This window comes from Salinivibrio sp. KP-1 (genome assembly GCF_000968645.1).
GTDB lineage: Bacteria > Pseudomonadota > Gammaproteobacteria > Enterobacterales > Vibrionaceae > Salinivibrio > Salinivibrio siamensis.
Genome location: NZ_LAQR01000002.1, coordinates 292,292 through 310,548, shown reverse-complemented (window position 1 = coordinate 310,548; position 18,257 = coordinate 292,292). Strand labels below are relative to the sequence as shown.

Here is an 18,257-nt window from a genome sequence, read left to right as displayed (position 1 = left end):
TTTATCCATGCGATCCAGTTCTTAGTCCCTCATATCGATATACACGCTATCTCACTTTATCTGTGTGGCTCTCTACCCTCCTGCCCCTTGAAAAGGTGAGCCTTGACTAGGTCGCAGTGCGATGGGTGGCGTCGTTGGCTTGTCGCAACAGGCCTTGGCTTTCTTGTAAAAAGCGTGGGGCATAGTCGCCAAACCAGTTTTCCACTTGCGCGAAGGCATCGACAAACGTGGACTTATCATGTTGCTCGAGCAAATCAATCGCTTCCCCAAAACGCTGATAAAAGCGTTTGATCATCGCCAGGTTTTGCGGCGAGGACATAATAATATCCGCATACAGACCCGCATCTTGGGCGAACAAGCGCCCCACCATGGCAAGCTCTAAGCGATAAATCGGTGAGCTTAGCGCGGTAAGCTGATCTAAGTGGGGGTTTTCTTCTGCCAGATGCACGCCGTAAACAAACGACGTAAAGTGGCGCAGCGCTTGGATCAGCGTCATGCCTTCATCATGCTCGATGGCGCTTATCCGATGTAGCCCAGCGCCCCAAATCCGAAATTGCTCGAGCAACCATTGGTATGCCTCAGGATGTCGGCCGTCGCAATAAACAATCACCTGCTTGGCAAGACTGGCCACATCGGGGCCAAACATCGGGTGTAGACCGACCACTGGGCCTGAATGCGCGGCTAACATCGCTTGTAGCGGACCTGATTTGATGGAGGTGAGATCCACTAATAAGCAGTCATCTGGCAGTTGGGTCAATTGATTAATGACCGCTTCCGTAACGTCAATGGGTACCGACACCACCACCATACCCGCGTCAGCCAGCAAGGTATCCGCATGCACCCAATCGTCTTTATCCAGCACAGTGACCTGATAGCCAGAAAGCGCAAACAAGCGCGCGAACAACCCCCCTAGCTGCCCTTTACCGCCAATGACTACGACCTGGCGTAAATCCGGGTTTAGACACTTAAAGCCAGAGTCGTTTTCGCTGCTGTACGATTCACGCATAGTACGACGCAGCACATCTTCAATTAAGTCTGGTGGCACGCCTTGCGACTGTGCTTCTTGACGACGCGAAGCGAGCATCGCTGCTTCACGGTCCGGCGCATAAATGGGCAAGCCATGTTGGCTTTTTACCTCTCCCACTTCTGCGACCAGTTCTAAACGGCGCGCGAGCAAGCTCACCATTTGCTTGTCGACATCATCGATTTGATCGCGCAATCGGCTCAGTTCTGCCACCATGATTTAGCCCTGTTGAATACGTTGTTGAAGAGAGGTTGCCAGCTCTTGGTGAGCATGACGCAGCAATTGTTCGGTAGACGCCCAATCAATGCACGCATCGGTGATCGACACACCGTACGCCATCTCATCTTTCGGCAGATCCGCTGATTGATTGCCAGCATTGAGGTGACTTTCGATCATCAAGCCAATCACAGAGCGGTTACCTTGTTTAATTTGATGGATCACATCTTCCGCCACCAGCGGTTGGCGACGATAATCTTTACGTGAGTTAGCGTGGCTACAATCCACCATGAGAGACGGATTTAGTCCCGCCGCTTCCATTTGCTGTTCACATTCAGCGACAGACACTGAGTCGTAGTTGGTTTGCTTGCCGCCACGCAGGATCACATGGCCGTTTGGGTTACCTTGGGTATTCAATAACGCTACTTGGCCGGCTTGGTTGATCCCCATAAACCGGTGCCCAGACGCAGCGGCTTTCATCGCATTGGTGGCGGTGGCCAGATTGCCATCCGTGCCATTTTTAAAGCCGATTGGCATCGACAGTCCACTGGCCATTTCACGATGGGTTTGCGACTCGGTGGTGCGCGCACCAATCGCCGCCCAGCTAAACAGATCGCCTATGTATTGAGGGCTGATCGGATCCAGTGCTTCGGTGGCCAGCGGGATCCCCATTTGCGCTAAATCCGTGAGCAAACCACGCGCTTGCTTTAAGCCTGACTCCACATCAAAGCTGCCATCCAGATGCGGATCGTTGATTAAGCCTTTCCAGCCAGTGGTGGTGCGTGGTTTTTCAAAGTAAACCCGCATCACAATAAACAAATGATCACTCAGCTCATCCGACAAGGCTTTGAGACGACGCGCGTAATCTTTGGCCGCCTCAACATCATGAATGGAGCAAGGGCCACACACCACTAACAAGCGGTGATCGCGTTTGTGAATAATATCCGCCACGGTTTGTCGCGCTTGGCTGATCGCCGCACGAGTACTTTTTTCAATCGGGAACTGGGCACGGAGCTGCTCTGGTGTGAGAAGCACCTGCTCGTCACGAATGTGGATATTGGTTACCGAGTCTTGCTGCATAGCCTTGCCTTGATTTGTTCATTAGGTTTTACACGACAATACCAGGCTCTATTCTAAAAGCAATAGTGAGTGTATCATTTAATTTACTTAGTAAATTAAAGTTTACACTCGAATTTAAGATAGAGTCTTAAACCGTCAATCGTTACTATAACCTATCCGTCATTTTTGTGTGGGTGGTTATGGCCCTGGTTCTTTCCCTCTTGCAGCAAATGAGCGTTTATCTAGTGATCGCCTATTTGCTGAGTAAAACGCCGGCGTTTATGCCACTACTGAGTATCTCAGGACGGCTGTCGCATAAAGTCGTTTGTTATTTCCTCTTCTCAGGCTTTTGTATTCTCGGCACCTACTTTGGTTTAAGTATCCAAGATGCGATTGCCAATACTCGCGCAATTGGCGCGGTGATGGGGGGATTACTGGGCGGGCCGGTCGTGGGGTTTTTGGTTGGGCTGACAGGCGGGCTGCACCGTTACAGTTTAGGCGGTTTTACCGATCTCGCCTGCGCTATCTCGACGACCGCCGAAGGGTTAATTGGTGGTTTAATGCACCGCTACTTAGTGTCCCGCAACCAAACCAGCCGTTTATTTTCCCCTACCGTAGTGTTAGGGGTGACGTTTGTCGCCGAGCTGGTGCAAATGGCAATTATTCTCGCGGTGGCTGAGCCCTTTAGCCGTGCATACGAGTTAGTCAGCGCGATTGCTGCCCCCATGGTGATCGCTAACTCAGTCGGTGCCGCGATGTTTATGAGTATTATTGTCGACCGAAAAACCCTGTTCGAACGCTATTCAGCGGCGTTTTCCAGTAAGGCGCTAAAAATTGCTGAACGATCGGTCGGTATTTTAAGTAGCGGCTTTAATCAGCAAAGCAGTGAACAAGTGGCTGCCATTATTCAGCAAGAGACAGGGGTCGGGGCCGTCGCAATTACCGATCGCGAAAAGATCCTCGCCTTTACCGGGATTGGCGATGATCACCACCTGCCCGGTACGCCTATTGCCTCAGATTACACCCGTCGCGCGATTGCCGATGATCAATTAATTTATATCGATGGCGCCGATACGCCCTACTGCTGTTCGTTATCACCTTACTGCAAACTCGGTTCCGTGCTGGTGATCCCATTGCGCGGCGGTGATGGTTATGTGCTAGGCACGGTGAAGCTTTATGAGCCTAAACGGAAACTCTTCTCGGCGATCAATGTCACCATGGGTGAGGGGATCGCGCGACTCCTCTCCAACCAGATTTTGACCGGGCGTTATCAGCGCCAACAAAGCTTGCTCACCCAAGCCGAGTTAAACTTGTTGCGCGCCCAAGTGAACCCGCACTTTTTGTTCAATGCCTTAAATACCATTAGTGCGGTGGTCAGGCGTGAGCCGGAACGTGCTCGCCAATTAATCCAGCACTTATCAACCTTCTTTCGCAGCAACCTCAAGCAAAACCGCGAAACGGTGTCGCTTGAGCAAGAGCTGAGTCATCTTGATGCGTACTTAGAGCTAGAACATGCCCGCTTTGCCGATCGTATGAGTGTTGAAAAACAGATTGACCCGGCTATCTTACACGCGGTGATCCCAAGCTTTACCTTACAACCTTTGGTTGAAAACGCCGTGAAGCATGGGATCAGTCAATTGATGGCAGGCGGTAAAATTGTGATCCGTGGCTGGCAAGAAGGCGAATGCCTGTATTTACAAGTGGAAGATAATGCCGGGCTTTATCAACCGGCAGCACAACACTCAGGACTAGGAATGCGTATTGTCGATAAGCGCGTGCGCGGGTTGTTTGGTAGCCAATACGCGCTGAAAATGACCTGTCAGCCCGATGTGTGGACGCGGGCAACCGTCACTCTTCCCTTAACCTATCAAGCCCCCAACAAGGAGAGACAGGGATGATCAAGGCATTGATTGTTGATGATGAGCTTCATGCACGTGAAGCCTTGGAAGATGAGTTACTGGCACTCGGTGGCGTTGAGGTGGTTGGACAGTGCAACAATGCCATCGACGCGCTGAAAGCCATCAATCAAACCCGCCCCGATGTGGTGTTTTTAGATATTCAGATGCCTCGCGTGACCGGTTTAGAGCTACTCGCGATGCTCGACCCCGCCACCATGCCCAAGGTGGTGTTCGTGACCGCCTATGATGAATTCGCCGTACAAGCGTTTGAGGAAAATGCATTCGACTATTTACTCAAACCCGTCGAAACTGGACGATTAAAGAAATCACTGGAAAAACTCACCCGTGAGCTGAGCCAGAAACACGACTACCAAGTGATCACGCCCGCGTTGGATTTGCTCCCTTGCGCCGGACACAATCGAATTACGTTGATCCCTCACCAAGAGGTGGAGGTCGCACGTACCGCGCTAAGTGGGGTCGCGCTACTCACAGCAAAAGGCGAGTCTACCACGCACCTTTCACTCAAGGTTTTGGAAGACAAAACCCCCTTAATACGCTGTCATCGCCAATACTTAGTGCATCCGGCCACTATCCGCGAAATCCAGTTACTCGACAACGGCCTTGCCGAAGTGATCACTCAATCTGCCTATGTGGTACCTGTGAGCCGCCGCTATCTCAAAACACTGAAAGACAAGCTGGGCTTGTGCCAGTAACTCTCACCGCGCGTTAGTAGAAAAGCCCATTTGCTTGGCTTTGAAAGTCGTTGTAGCCGCGCTGCCACTCCATTCTAAAACGCTGAGAGCCAGGGCGACTTTCACACACGCCCATATAGGGGTTGCCATCTAATCCCAGTTGGTAGGCATGCTTGGGATCGCAATAGGCGTCAATACCATGAATATAGCCTTGCTCGTAATCGAGATAGTTGGCATTGATGGTCTCGCCAGCCTCAGAGGCTAACGTCCGCAAATCGCTTAACGAGCGCTGTGGCAACCCGCGCTGTCCATCTTGCTCGCCAAGTCCATACCAGTTCTGCTCATCAACCAAGCCTTGGGTAGTCGATGCGGCGCATCCGACCAACAGTACGACACCCCATAGTGCAAAAAACGTTTTTATCATGCTAAACCCTTCCCCTACATAAAAAAGCCCCAGCAGAAGCTGAGGCTTAGATCTTAGCGTATTTGCGCAGATATTGCCGTAAGACCAATCATTTAGATAAAAATCAATCCATGGGCATACACGCTAGTCACGCTGATGACATGACCATTATTTCTCATCCGCGATCAACTGTGGATTCGGTTTGTAGCCGACAAAGAAAGCGATAGTGGCAGCAATTGTCGCCCCCACGCCGATGATGGTAGCGATATTCATCGGTAGGCTAAACCCGATTTCAGCGTTAGCTAAGTAGGTAACAGTCACTGCGGTCATAAACATCGCCGGAATCGTGCACACCCAGTGCAATTTATCACGTTTAATCAGGTAAGCCGCCGCGGCCCATAGCATGATCATCGCGGTGGTTTGGTTGGCCCAGCCGAAGTAACGCCAAATCACGCCAAACTCCGCTTTGGTGATCAAAAAGCCCACCACAAACATGGGGATTGCAATCATCAGGCGCTTCACCATTGGTTTTTGCTGAATTTTCAGAAAGTCGGCAATAATCAGACGCGCAGAGCGGAAAGCGGTATCACCCGAGGTAATCGGCAGCACTATCACGCCTAAGACCGCCATAATGCCTCCCACGGTGCCAAGTAGCGAGGTAGAAACCTCATGCACCACCGCAGCCGGGCCACCGTTAGCCAGCGTTTGATTAAGCGCCTCACTCGACTCATAGAAGCTCAAGCCCAGGCTACACCAGATAAGTGCAATCACACCTTCACCGATCATCGCGCCATAGAAGATAAAGCGCCCTGATTTTTCATTTTGCATGCAGCGCGCCATCAATGGCGACTGGGTGGCGTGGAAGCCGGATACTGCTCCACAAGCGATAGTAATAAACAGCAATGGCCACAGTGGTAGATCGGTTGGGTGGAAGTTAGTCGCAAAGTCTAGCCCTTGGCTGTAGAAGCTGTGATCGCTCACGGCCAAGCCGATAATCAAGCCGACCGACATAAAGACAAGCAAGGCACCAAACACGGGATAAAAACGGCCGATGATTTTATCAATGGGTACCACTGTCGCCAGCACATAATAGGCAAAGATAATCCCCACCCACATCGCCACGCTCATTTCTGACAGGCTACCCAACAACTTGGCGGGACCGAGCACAAATACCACGCCGACCAACATCAAGAGCAACACCGCAAAGAAGTTCATAAAGTGTTTAGCGAAGTTACCCAGATGCTCGCCGACCACAGAAGGCACAGAAGCGCCATTTGCGCGGACACTCAGCATGCCTGAGAAATAGTCATGGACAGCCCCCGCAAAAATGCAGCCAAACACAATCCACAACATGGCTACAGGACCGTACAAGGCACCGAGAATCGGGCCAAAGATGGGACCTAACCCAGCAATATTCAAAAGCTGAATCAGGTAGACTTTTTTGTCCGACAGCGGCACATAATCCACGCCATCGTTCATGCTCATGGCCGGTGTCGCTTTCTGCGGCTTAGGCCCAAAGATTTTGGTAATGAAGGTGCCGTAAGTGAAATAGCCCACAATCAAGGTCACCACGCATAATAAAAACCAGGACATCGCTGTTCTCCGTGTCGTTAGCAGCTAAGCTGTCAATCTTTTAGTAGGGTACAGATGCCATTTTGCCTACATAGCCGCCACATTCATCTGCTTTGTCGGTGAGTGGTCGCATGGCCGAGTAAACGGTTGTAAGAGCGGTTGAGCGGTTAGTTGAGGACAATAAAAAAGCCCGTCCAAGTGGACGGGCTTTTTGAGCAATAAACGCCGAGGGCGATTACTTCTTGTTAAGACGCTCTTTGATTCGAGCTGACTTACCAGAACGCTCACGCAGGTAGTACAGTTTGGCACGACGTACTGCACCGCGACGTTTAACAGTAATGCTGTCGATAACTGGCGAATGGATTTGGAAAGTACGCTCTACACCTTCACCGCTTGATACTTTACGTACGGTAAATGCAGTGTGTAGACCACGGTTGCGCTTAGCGATAACCACACCTTCATATGGCTGCAGACGCTCACGGTTACCTTCTTTTACTTTAAGCTGTACCAGGACAGTGTCACCTGCTTGAAACTCAGGCAGGTCTTTTTTCATTTGCTCTTCTTCGAGCTGCTTGATGATGTTACTCATTGTTTATAACCCTAGAATAAACTGAAACTCAATTTGATTCGGCACTTGCACGGTGTTCTTTTATGAACTCGGCAAGTAGTGATTCCTGTTCGTCAGTCAGAGCTAGGTTTTCCAGGAGCTCTGGTCGTCGTAGCCAAGTGCGACCTAGCGATTGCTTTAATCGCCAGCGACGAATGTCCTTGTGATTGCCGGATTTTAGTACCTCTGGTACCCCCAACCCGTCTAACACTTCTGGACGTGTGTAGTGTGGACAGTCTAACAACCCGTTAGCAAAGGAGTCTTCCTCTGCTGACGCCATGTCGCCGAGTACACCCGGTACAAACCGAGCAACCGCGTCCACCAGCGTCATTGCGGGCAGCTCGCCCCCACTGAGCACAAAATCTCCCACCGACCATTCTTCGTCTACATGGGTTTGAATAATGCGCTCATCTACCCCTTCATACCGGCCGCAAATCAAAATAAGTTTGTCATTGCTAGCCAGTGATTCAACCCCCGCTTGGTCGAGCTTGCGCCCTTGCGGAGAGAGGTAAACCACTTTCGCTTTATCGCCTGCGGCATGTTTGGCAGCGTGAATAGCATCGCGCAACGGCTCAACCATCATCAACATACCGGGGCCACCGCCGTAGGGTCGATCATCAACCGTACGGTGTCTGTCGTGGGTGAAATCACGCGGATTCCACGTTTCGACGTTTAACAGCCCTTTTTTTACCGCTTGGCCCGTGACTCCAAAATCAGTGACCGCTCGGAACATTTCAGGAAACAGGCTAATAATGCCAACCCACATATTTCCGCTCGCTTACCGTTGGAGTTTAAAAACCAGGATCCCAGTCAACTTCGATCCGTTGAGCAGTGCGATCAATTGACTTGATAACCTGCTCTTCAAGGAACGGAATTAAGCGTTCCTTTTTGCCAAAAGCATCTTTGAGGTTGGCTTTGACGACAAGTACGTCGTTAGAGCCGGTTTCGAGCATGTCAGTCACCGTACCGAGGTGGTAGCCTTTCGCATTCACCACGTCCATGCCAAACAGCTCACGCCAATAAAACTCTTCATCTGATAAAGCAGGCAGCGACTCAGTCCCTACTGCAATCTCAGCATTGGTCAGCATCTGCGCGTCTTCGCGCTGATCCAGCCCTTTGAGCTTGGCAACATACCCCTTGTTGTGGCGTTTCCAGTCTTCTAACTCGAAACGTTGCCACTGCCCGCGCACCTGGATATACCAAGGTGAGTAGGCAAAAATGCTCTCAGCTTCTTCAGTGTAAGAAAAAATCTTGAGCCAGCCACGAATACCGTATGACGCGCCTAGCTTGCCAACCACGATAGTATCTTGCTCACTCATTTCTTCTTTTAACCCTGACACTGGAGACTTACGCTGCTTTCGCGGCGTCTTTAACTAGCTTAGCCACACGGTCAGAAACCGTTGCGCCTTCGCTAACCCAGTGGTTTACGCGATCCAGGTCAAGGCGTAGTTTCTCTTCCTGGCCTTGAGCTACAGGGTTAAAGAAACCGATTTTCTCGATGAAGCGACCGTCGCGCGCCTGGCGGCTGTCAGCTACAACGATTTGATAAAATGGGCGTTTTTTCGCGCCATGACGTGCCAAACGAATGGTTACCATATCGTCCTCATTTGCATTACTTAATAAAATTGGCCCCGTTTCGCGTAAGCAATGCGGGGCCTCGTGCCAAAATAAAGCTCGGGAATTTTACTCTTTATTGCTGTGAATGCAACTGGTTTAGTCAAATTTCCACCAGTTGTCCCAAGCCTCACAGCGAGTCGATCTGCCTGCCAGCACTGGGCTGACAGGCAAGTCCGCTATCTGATTAGCCCATGAATCCGCCAGGCCCACCTGGGCCACCACCCGGTGGCATCATGCCTTTCATTTGGCGCATCATGTTGCGCATGCCACCTTTTTGCATCTTCTTCATCATTTTCTGCATTTGGGTAAACTGCTTAAGAAGACGGTTCACGTCCTGTACTTGGGTACCTGAACCCGCAGCAATCCGCTTTTTACGCGACCCTTTGATGATTTCTGGACGCTGGCGCTCACGGGGTGTCATCGAGTTGATGATCGCTTCCATCTGCAAGAACATTTTATCATCAACGTTATCTTTCACGTTGTCGGGCACATTCGACATCCCAGGCAACTTATCCATCATGCCCATCATGCCACCCATGCCCTTCATCTGCTCAAGCTGGTCGCGAAAATCGGCCAAGTCGAAGCCTTTTTTCTGCTTAAACTTCTTGGCCATTTTCTCGGCTTTGTCTTTATCAACATTACGCTCGAGATCTTCGATAAGCGACAAGACATCGCCCATCCCTAAGATACGGGATGCCACCCGGTCAGGATGGAAAGGCTCCAGTGCGTCGGTTTTTTCACCCACACCCAGGAATTTGATCGGCTTGCCAGTGATATGGCGCACCGATAATGCCGCACCGCCACGGGCATCACCATCGACTTTGGTCAATACCACACCCGTTAACGCCAACGCATCATTAAAGGCTTTGGCGGTATTTGCTGCATCTTGACCTGTCATCGCGTCAACCACGAACAAGGTCTCTACTGGGTTGACCGCACTATGAACGTCCTTGATCTCGTCCATCATGGCGTCGTCAACGTGCAAGCGACCCGCGGTATCGACAATCACCACGTCGTAGAACTTCAGCTTGCCGTGATCAACCGCCGCTTTGGCAATATCAACGGGATTTTGGTCAGCACTCGAGGGGAAGAAATCCACCCCAACTTCACCCGCCAAGGTTTCCAGCTGTTTAATCGCCGCAGGGCGATACACGTCCGCGGACACCACCAAGACTTTCTTTTTTTCTTGCTCGGTAAGCATCTTACCCAGCTTGCCCACACTGGTGGTTTTACCCGCCCCTTGCAAGCCTGCCATCAAAATCACTGCGGGCGGTTGGGCCGCGAGATCCAATTTTTCATTGGCATCGCCCATCACCGCTTCCAACTCGGCTTGGACAATCTTGATAAATTCCTGCCCTGGGGTCAGGCTTTTAGACACTTCAATGCCAACGGCGCGTTCTTTGACGCGTTTGACAAAATCACGAACCACAGGGAGCGCGACATCGGCTTCCAGCAGCGCCATACGCACTTCGCGTAGGGTCTCTTTGATATTGTCTTCCGTTAACCGACCACGGCCGCTCACATTTTTGAGCGTCCGGGATAAACGTTCTGATAAGTTTTCAAACATGCGTTACTCGCCCACTCGTCCTATTGGCCCATGATTTTTCATCTGGGTGCAATCGCTGTCGCGAAATTACTGAGATTATACCGCAATCCCCCCATCGCTTGCATGTATCGATAGCGACGAAGATTGAGGCAAGGTATACTCACACCTTCATTCTTATTGATTAACTGACTGATCGGTGACGATGGAAATTCTGACAGCCTTATTCGCATCAATGCTTTATCTGGCCGCCATTTTGCAGATCATCCCCGGCTTGTCCAGCAACAATCAAATTAGTGCGAAGCCGGTCTTTTTCACCGCCGCGGCTGCGCTGGCGCTGCATGCTTATTTGTTAAAAGACCTGATTTTATCCGGCACAGGACAGAATCTTAGCATGCTCAACGTCGCCTCCTTGGTGAGTTTTATCATTGCGATGATGACCACAGGGCTAATTTTTCGATTGCGGCTGTGGTTCTTGCTCCCGGTGGTTTATGCCTTCGCTGGGCTAAACTTGGCGAGCGCGACCCTGCTGCCCGGTGCCTTTATTACCCATCTCGAATCGCACCCAGAGGTGCTATTGCACATTTCTCTGGCGCTGTTCGCCTATTCAACCTTGATGATCGCTACGCTCTATGCGCTGCAGTTGGCCTGGTTGGATTATCAACTCAAACATAAAAAACGCCAGGTCATTAATCACAATGTCCCTCCTTTAATGATGGTGGAACGACAGCTTTTCAACATCATTTTGGTGGGTCAGGTACTATTAACCTTCACTCTAATGACAGGATTTATTTTTGTCGATGATATGTTCGCGCAAGGGAAAGCGCACAAAGCCTTCCTTTCTATGGCCGCTTGGGTCGTGTATGGCGTTCTCCTTTGGGGGCATTATCAATCAGGCTGGCGTGGACGCCGGGTGGTCTGGTTTAGTATTGTGGGCGCCTTTCTACTCACTTTAGCCTATTTTGGCAGCCGTTTTGTCCGTGAGATTCTGATCGCGGGTTAAGGCAGCGCGCGCATCACAGAGGGCAACCGGCCCCTGCGCGTGGCGGTAGTATACACTCGAGCATAGGCTCTGATTTTAAAACAAACGTAAGGAACAGTTCGTTGGACGACATATCGACGGGAATTTTAATTTCCCTTTTGGTATTGCTTATCGTCATTTCCGGTTATTTTTCCGGGTCTGAGACAGGCATGATGGCCCTTAACCGCTACCGGTTACGCCACCTTTCTAAATCAGGCCATAGCGGCGCTAAGCGGGTCGAAAAACTGCTCACTCGGCCAGACCGATTGATTGGGCTTATCCTGATCGGCAATAACCTGGTAAATATTCTTGCCTCGTCAATCGCGACCGTATTGGGATTGCGTCTTTATGGCGATGCCGGTATTGCGATCGCCACCGGGGTACTGACGATGGTGATTTTGGTCTTCGCTGAGGTTACCCCTAAAACCCTCGCCGCCCTCTACCCGGAACGGGTCTCTTTTATCAGCAGTTTTGTACTGACCATTCTGATGAAAGTGTTCTATCCGTTGGTCAGCTTGGTGAACTTTATTACCAATGGCTTTTTACGGATACTGGGATTAGGCGCCAAGGCGGATGGCAAAGACAGCTTAAGCACCGAGGAGCTGCGCACGATTGTTAATGAGGCAGGGAGTCTGATCCCTCGCCGTCACCAGCATATGCTGCTGTCGATTCTTGAGCTAGAAGAAGTGACCGTGGATGACATTATGGTACCCCGTAATGAAATCACCGGGATCAATATCAATGATGACTGGAAGTCGATCATGCGCCAATTCACTCATGCTCCGCATGGACGGATGGTACTCTATCGCGACACCATCGACGAAGTCGTTGGCATGCTGCGCGTGCGTAAAGCGTACCGCTTAATGGTTGAGAAAAACGAATTTAACAAAGAAACGCTGCTTCGTGCCGCCGACGAGGTTTACTTTATTCCTGAAGGCACACCACTGAACGTGCAAATGCTGAAGTTCCAGCGCAACAAGCAACGTATTGGTTTGGTCGTTGACGAATATGGCGACATGATAGGGTTGGTGACCTTGGAAGATATTCTCGAAGAGATCGTGGGTGAATTTACAACATCATTGTCACCGAGCTTGGCAGAAGAAATTACACCATTAACCGACGGTGGGTATCTGATCGAGGGCAGCGCCAATATTCGCGACTTGAATAAGAGCCTTAATTGGGCTTTACCAACCGATGGGCCGCGCACCCTCAATGGGCTCATCCTCGAACATTTGGAAGATATCCCTAACAACCGCTTAAGTGTGGAGATTGATGGCCACCATATTGAAATTGTCGATGTCGCAGACAATATGATTAAGCAAGTGAAGGTGTTGCCGGCTAAGCAACCACAAGCGAGTGTAAACAGCTAGTTGAGTCACTTCGCATCAGCCATATCACGGCACTAGCACGCTGAAAAAGCCATGCCATGAGATGAACGCACAAAAAAGGTGGGGCACTCCCCACCTTTTTTGTGCTTGCCCTTTTTAGGTCATCACTTGATCGCCCGTTACCACTGCCATCATGAAGAGCTGTTTTCCGTACAGGTATAATGCCGTAATGCCTCAATAAAGCTGGCCTCTTTGATCGGTTTCACAATCACATAGTCGGCACCTGCTTGATAAAAAGCCTCATGAACGTGACCGTACGCATCGGCCGTGCACGCATAAATGGGGACATCGAGGCCCAACGTTTTACGAATCGCTTTTGTCGCATCAATGCCGCCAAGCTTCGGCATATGATTGTCCATTAATACCAGATCATAATGCGCTTGTTGGAGACGCTCGAGGGCCTGCTCCCCATCTTTCACCCAATCAACTTCAATCTGGTATTTTTTGCAAAAGGCTTGAGCCACCATGGCATTGATTTTGTTATCCTCGACCAGCAACAACCGCTCTATGCCCAAAGACGCGGGGTCAAAGGGGTCGGCCTCTACGGTTTGCGCCGGTTTAGCGTGTGTCACAGCCACAGGCACAGTGACCATAAAGCGGCTACCTTTATCCGGCTCACTGGTCACATCAATCTCTCCCCCGAGCAAGTCGAGTAAGCTTTTCACGATAGATAAGCCCAAGCCACTGCCTCCGTATGTGCGCGTGACGCTGGAATCGGCTTGTACAAAGGGATCAAACAAGGATGATAGCGCTTGTTGGTTCATCCCCACCCCCGTGTCACTAACCTCTATATGTAAGCGTGTTTGCTCACCCGACTCGACTAATTTGATGGTCATCCCCACCTTGCCAACATGGGTAAACTTCACCGCATTGCTCATCAAGTTGAACAGGATCTGAGTCAGACGTGATTGATCAGAGCACACCATGGTGTCATCGGCGACGGGAGCATCAATGGTCAATGCAATTTGTTTGCTCTCACAAATCGGGGTATAGATATTCTCAACCGTGCGAATCATGTCGTGCAGATAAAAGTCGCCGTGCTCGATAGTCATCTTTCCTTGTTCAATTTTGGAAAGATCAAGCACATCATTTAACACAGTAAGTAAGTGCTCACCACTTTGATAGAGACTCCCTAGCAGCTCTTTTTGCTCTTTTTCTTTCGCCTTATCACTCAATATCTGGGTTATACCTAAGATACCATTGAGCGGCGTTCGAATTTCATGGCTCATCTTAGCCAAGAACTCAGACTTGGCACGGGCAGAGGCTTCTGCCGCTTCTTTAGCGCGTTGGCTTTGTTGCTCCGCTTCAATCAAAGAAGTGATTTCTTGCCCCTGCCCAATCACCGCTTTCACTTGGTTGTCGACCATCAACGGCGCTAAGTTCCAACGGTAAACCCGACGATCAATCTCGATATTCACCCCTTTTAAAATCGTCCCGTTTAATGCACGTTGTAGATGAGGGGTAATCGCATACATAAACTGGTCGTAGAGCCAACTAGAGGCATGGATTTGCTCGTCATAGTTAAGCTTTAGTTTGGCCGCGGGGTTAATACGTGTGATATCAAAGTGGGTGTCCCAAACGATGATGGGCGACAAGGCATAGTCAAACAGGTCTTGTAGGGAGCGCTCTTTTTCATACAAGGCATCAAATGTGGACTCCAGCGTCTTACCGATATGGTTAAACTCTTCAATATCCGAGCCCGCAAAAGGCAAGGTGCGCTGTCGCGAGCGCGCGCCTTGGGTATAACGCATCAATTTTTCCAATGAATCCGCGATGCGCGTTTGCACAAATCGGTTAACCCAGATCGCTGCCACGATAATCACCATCGTGGTCAGCAGCAGGTTAATCCCCATTTGCCGTTGCAGTGCCACCACATTGTCATTTTGCTGTGCCGACAACAGAGCAATTTTTGAAGGCTCACCGGCGATGCGTAACTTGGCTTGGCTCACCAAATAGTGGCGAAACGCCTGGCTCTCTCCTGGCGAGGGCAGCGTAAGATCGCGCCCAATCTCATCGTTGCTGCTCAGCGTCGAGGCGAGAGTGACATTATCTGCAGACAACCACACCGCTTGCGTACCGCTCGCGCGCTGCAAACTTTTGACAAACGAGAAGTTACCATTAAGCATCACCACCACATATAAGTAGCCCCCCAGCTTGCCACTAGACTGAAACACGATTGGCGTTCGCCGCATTAACAAATAGCTCTGCTCTACCTCTGTGGTGATGGTGGTTAACGTCCAGCGGTTAACGCCTCTGAGTTGCAGACGTAACTGCTCCAGCTCGTCACCATCAATCCCATGAAACAAGCTGCTGCCATCATGCCAAAGCACCCGATCGTCTTTGGCGATAAAGCGGAAATCGGGGGTGTTGGCCACGTCTTGTTGCTCTTGTTCGATAAAATAGTCATCCAACGCCGCGCTGTTCTCATTCGCCACCATTGACTGCAGTGTCACACTCGCCGCATTGGTATTTTGGTGGATTTGTAGTGATGTGAGACGACTGTCAAACACATTTTGCAACAGGCGAGAAGTCTGCGTCAGCGTGCGAGTGATTTCTTGATTAATCCCCGCCAAAGTAAGCTGATAACTCTGTATATACACCCCGGCCGTCACAAAGAGGAAAAAGACCACGATCAAACGGGTCAGTAATTGAGACAGTGACAGCTTCGGCGAACCCGATATGGCCATTTTTTAGTCCGAATACCTAAATGCTTTTTTCTTAAGTGCCTCTATTCGCTTGGGATCATCGTAGCGAGTGACCACTTCAAACCGCCCAGAATAGACCACAGGCACAGGTTGATGCTCAATGTCACGTTTGATCGCCTCGGCCATGGCGATACCTGTATCATCATTCATTCTCATCACAGTCACATCAAGTTGACCGGCGGCAATCGCGTCAAGCTCTGCTGAGCCACCTCCCCAGCCATTGAGTCCAACCGTGTCACGGCCTAGCTCATCGAGGGCCTGGACAGCGCCAAACGCGACGTCGGTTGCACACGCATAAATAAAGTCGAGCGTTGGATTATTGTTTAGCATCGCTTTGGCCGCCTGGTAACCCGACTCTCGGTCACCCTTGGTGTAATAGGCAGACAGCAAGTTGCTATCAGCGTGCGAGCTCATGGCCTCAATAAAGGTATCTCCCCGTGCATCACTGACATAACCTTGCGAAAAATAAAGCACCGAATAATTCACGCCTTCAGGATATCGCTCTTGGTAATAGGTTGCCAACGCACGGCTACCACGTTGGTGATCAAACCCCACATATAAGAATGGTTGATTATCTTGCCACGCTTTTACGGGCGTGGTGATGTTTTGCAAAATAAGCTTGGTTTTGTTCTGGGATAACACATGGTTAATAAACTTACGATGGCGCACACTGTTCAAGGTAAAAATGAGGTAATCGGCCCCATCACGCAGCGCCGCATACAACGAGGCGCTTTGTTCACGAATATCGGTATTGGGGCGCGTCGTGACTTGTTGGAGCTCATATGGGATATTAAGTGCATTCAGCCGCCGCTCGAAGGCACGTACGTTACGTTGCCAGTAATCGGATATTTGCTCGCCTGGCACCACCACAGAGATTTTTATTGGCTCCATGGCACCTAAAAAAGGCACCGGCTCTGCTTGTACCTGAGCGTCCAATTCGGTGGTTAAGCTTTTTTGCTCAGGGTGCAGGGCAAGGTACTCATCGTAAGACCAAAAGCCATTGAGTGATCCGTGGGCACTGGACATCACCATCAGCAAGGTGAGCCCAGTCAACCAACGGAAAAAACGGATCGCGTCATTTAGGTGTCTGGTGCGTAAACTCACTTTTATCCCACAGCCTTTTTGTTTCCAAGTCAGTGTCAGCTTAGCGAAACCCGTGCACGGACGCAGCGAGAAAAGCGAGAAGCGTGCTTGATGAGGCAAAAAAGATGCAACAAAGCCTACACTTCCCAGGCATTTATCTAGCAATCAAGACAAAAAAGGGAGAAAGCCATGAATACCAAGAAAAACGGCAGCCCAATATGGACTGCCGTTAACGTTCAAGACAGAGGCACACTAGTCAACGCGCAACGTTTGTAGCATGGACTCAGGCAAGGAAAGATCATCGTTTTTATTCACGGTCACCCCTGCATCTATGATGGCACGAGCGATATCTTTTGCCTCGCTGAGTGAGTGCATCTCATACGTCCCGCATTGATACTCGTTGAGCTCAGGGATCTTGTCTTGCGATGGCACAACCAACACATCTTCCATCGCCAGTTCCCATGCTTTCGCCACCTCAGGCTCTTGGGGCTCCCCAATCAGGCTCATGTAGAAGCCAGTACGACACCCCATAGGAGAGATATCAATGATCTCGACCTTATCGCTGTTAAGGTGCTTACGCATAAAGCCGGCAAACAGGTGCTCGAGCGTGTGGATCCCTTTTTCCGTCAAGTGCTCTTCGTTAGGGCGACAAAAACGAAGGTCAAAAACGGTAATCGTATCACCGCTGGGTGTTTGCATCGTTTTGGCGATCCGCACTGCTGGCGCATGCATACGTGTATGATCAACCGTAAAACTATCTAGTAGTGGCATCTTACCTCCTTTATTCCTCGCAGTGCCCCTTAAAATGGCCACCAGCTCAGATTATCCTCGAGTCGTTGTCGGCAACCTTTTAGCTGCCAACCGTAGTCCTTTGCTTGTTGTTCGACTTTACGCGCCACGCGTTTTAACCCGGGTTTCCCCTCAAACGAGCCGCGCTGAAATCCACCTCTACCTTCATGGTAAGCCAAATACTGGCGATACACATCCCATTTAGACACCCCGAGTTGGCGGTAGGTTGCATCGGTATACCAACCAATAAACTGCAACGCATCGGCAAAGTCAGTGCGGGAGCCGCCATTGTCTGTGGCTTTTTGATAATCAGACCAAGCCGGGTCTTGCGCCTGCGCATAGCCATAGGCACTGCTAACACGCCCCCACGGCAAGATGCCTAACACATAATCACGGGGTGGCAGGGCATCATGCACAAACGCGCTCTCTTGCTTGACGAACGCCATGGCCACTTGGATGGGCGTTCCCCAATCCGCTTCCATCTCAACCGCTGCTTCAAACCAATCTGGGTGTTGGTCGAATATCTCACAGAGGTTATTGGGATTATCCGGTGGTGGCGTGGCACATCCTGATACCATCACCACGGTGAAGAATGCGCCAATATGACGGAAAAAGCGCTTCCTGCTCATCGTCGTCCGTC

General features: G+C 50.5%; 17 protein-coding genes. 4 read left to right on the top strand and 13 right to left on the bottom strand.

Going from position 1 to position 18,257, the window contains the following annotated elements; all coding sequences use genetic code 11:
• Nucleotides 1-106: 106 nt before the first annotated feature.
• Complete coding sequence (gene tyrA, locus WN56_RS05900; RefSeq protein WP_046074131.1) at nt 107-1,240, bottom strand: bifunctional chorismate mutase/prephenate dehydrogenase; 1,134 nt, start codon at nt 1,238-1,240, stop codon at nt 107-109.
• Nucleotides 1,241-1,243: 3 nt separating this feature from the next.
• Nucleotides 1,244-2,320 (bottom strand): 3-deoxy-7-phosphoheptulonate synthase, encoded by a 1,077-nt coding sequence (locus WN56_RS05895; RefSeq protein WP_046074130.1) that lies wholly within the window; start codon nt 2,318-2,320, stop codon nt 1,244-1,246.
• Between the two features lie 179 nt (nt 2,321-2,499).
• On the opposite strand from WN56_RS05895, the gene WN56_RS05890 reads away from it, so the two are divergent.
• A complete protein-coding gene (locus WN56_RS05890) occupies nt 2,500-4,197 on the top strand; it encodes a sensor histidine kinase (protein WP_046074129.1) in 1,698 nt (565 codons plus the stop codon).
• The gene (btsR, locus tag WN56_RS05885; protein ID WP_046074128.1) at nt 4,194-4,910 is read left to right on the top strand and encodes a two-component system response regulator BtsR; all 717 of its coding nucleotides are present in this window, start codon (nt 4,194-4,196) and stop codon (nt 4,908-4,910) included. Before WN56_RS05890 ends, btsR begins: the two co-directional genes overlap by 4 nt.
• Nucleotides 4,911-4,923: 13 nt before the next feature.
• On the opposite strand, the gene WN56_RS05880 is transcribed toward btsR, so the two are convergent.
• The 7 genes from WN56_RS05880 to ffh all read right to left on the bottom strand — a co-directional run bounded on the left by WN56_RS05880 (nt 4,924) and on the right by ffh (nt 10,655).
• Nucleotides 4,924-5,310, bottom strand: a complete 387-nt coding sequence (locus tag WN56_RS05880) for a DUF2799 domain-containing protein (protein WP_077650551.1) — start codon at nt 5,308-5,310, stop codon at nt 4,924-4,926.
• 150 nt (nt 5,311-5,460) lie between these two features.
• Nucleotides 5,461-6,885: a carbon starvation protein A gene (locus tag WN56_RS05875; protein WP_046074126.1), complete on the bottom strand. Its 1,425-nt coding sequence runs from the start codon at nt 6,883-6,885 to the stop codon at nt 5,461-5,463.
• A gap of 214 nt (nt 6,886-7,099) precedes the next feature.
• The gene (gene rplS, locus WN56_RS05870) at nt 7,100-7,453 is read right to left on the bottom strand and encodes a 50S ribosomal protein L19 (RefSeq protein ID WP_046074125.1); all 354 of its coding nucleotides are present in this window, start codon (nt 7,451-7,453) and stop codon (nt 7,100-7,102) included.
• A gap of 28 nt (nt 7,454-7,481) precedes the next feature.
• Nucleotides 7,482-8,237 carry a tRNA (guanosine(37)-N1)-methyltransferase TrmD gene (trmD, locus tag WN56_RS05865; protein WP_046074124.1) on the bottom strand — a complete coding sequence of 252 codons (756 nt, stop codon included), beginning with the start codon at nt 8,235-8,237 and terminating at the stop codon, nt 7,482-7,484.
• 25 nt (nt 8,238-8,262) lie between these two features.
• The gene (gene rimM / locus WN56_RS05860; protein WP_046074123.1) at nt 8,263-8,790 is read right to left on the bottom strand and encodes a ribosome maturation factor RimM; all 528 of its coding nucleotides are present in this window, start codon (nt 8,788-8,790) and stop codon (nt 8,263-8,265) included.
• Between the two features lie 28 nt (nt 8,791-8,818).
• Complete coding sequence (rpsP, locus tag WN56_RS05855; protein ID WP_046074122.1) at nt 8,819-9,067, bottom strand: 30S ribosomal protein S16; 249 nt, start codon at nt 9,065-9,067, stop codon at nt 8,819-8,821.
• Between the two features lie 205 nt (nt 9,068-9,272).
• A complete protein-coding gene (gene ffh, locus WN56_RS05850; protein WP_046074121.1) occupies nt 9,273-10,655 on the bottom strand; it encodes a signal recognition particle protein in 1,383 nt (460 codons plus the stop codon).
• Nucleotides 10,656-10,836: 181 nt separating this feature from the next.
• Here ffh and WN56_RS05845 point away from each other — a divergent pair, with 181 nt between their 5' ends.
• Nucleotides 10,837-11,634, top strand: a complete 798-nt coding sequence (locus WN56_RS05845; RefSeq protein ID WP_046074120.1) for an inner membrane protein YpjD — start codon at nt 10,837-10,839, stop codon at nt 11,632-11,634.
• A gap of 101 nt (nt 11,635-11,735) precedes the next feature.
• Nucleotides 11,736-13,022, top strand: a complete 1,287-nt coding sequence (locus WN56_RS05840; protein ID WP_046074119.1) for an HlyC/CorC family transporter — start codon at nt 11,736-11,738, stop codon at nt 13,020-13,022.
• Between the two features lie 149 nt (nt 13,023-13,171).
• Here WN56_RS05840 and WN56_RS05835 read toward each other — a convergent pair whose 3' ends face one another.
• The 4 genes from WN56_RS05835 to WN56_RS05820 all read right to left on the bottom strand — a co-directional run bounded on the left by WN56_RS05835 (nt 13,172) and on the right by WN56_RS05820 (nt 18,246).
• Nucleotides 13,172-15,727, bottom strand: a complete 2,556-nt coding sequence (locus WN56_RS05835) for a LuxQ periplasmic sensor domain-containing protein (protein ID WP_046074118.1) — start codon at nt 15,725-15,727, stop codon at nt 13,172-13,174.
• 3 nt (nt 15,728-15,730) lie between these two features.
• Nucleotides 15,731-16,777 carry a substrate-binding domain-containing protein gene (locus tag WN56_RS05830; protein WP_046074218.1) on the bottom strand — a complete coding sequence of 349 codons (1,047 nt, stop codon included), beginning with the start codon at nt 16,775-16,777 and terminating at the stop codon, nt 15,731-15,733.
• Between the two features lie 303 nt (nt 16,778-17,080).
• Nucleotides 17,081-17,599, bottom strand: coding sequence for an S-ribosylhomocysteine lyase (gene luxS, locus WN56_RS05825; protein WP_046074117.1), 519 nt, complete (start codon nt 17,597-17,599; stop codon nt 17,081-17,083).
• A gap of 29 nt (nt 17,600-17,628) precedes the next feature.
• Complete coding sequence (locus tag WN56_RS05820; RefSeq protein ID WP_046074116.1) at nt 17,629-18,246, bottom strand: hypothetical protein; 618 nt, start codon at nt 18,244-18,246, stop codon at nt 17,629-17,631.
• Between the last annotated feature and the right edge of the window lie 11 nt (nt 18,247-18,257).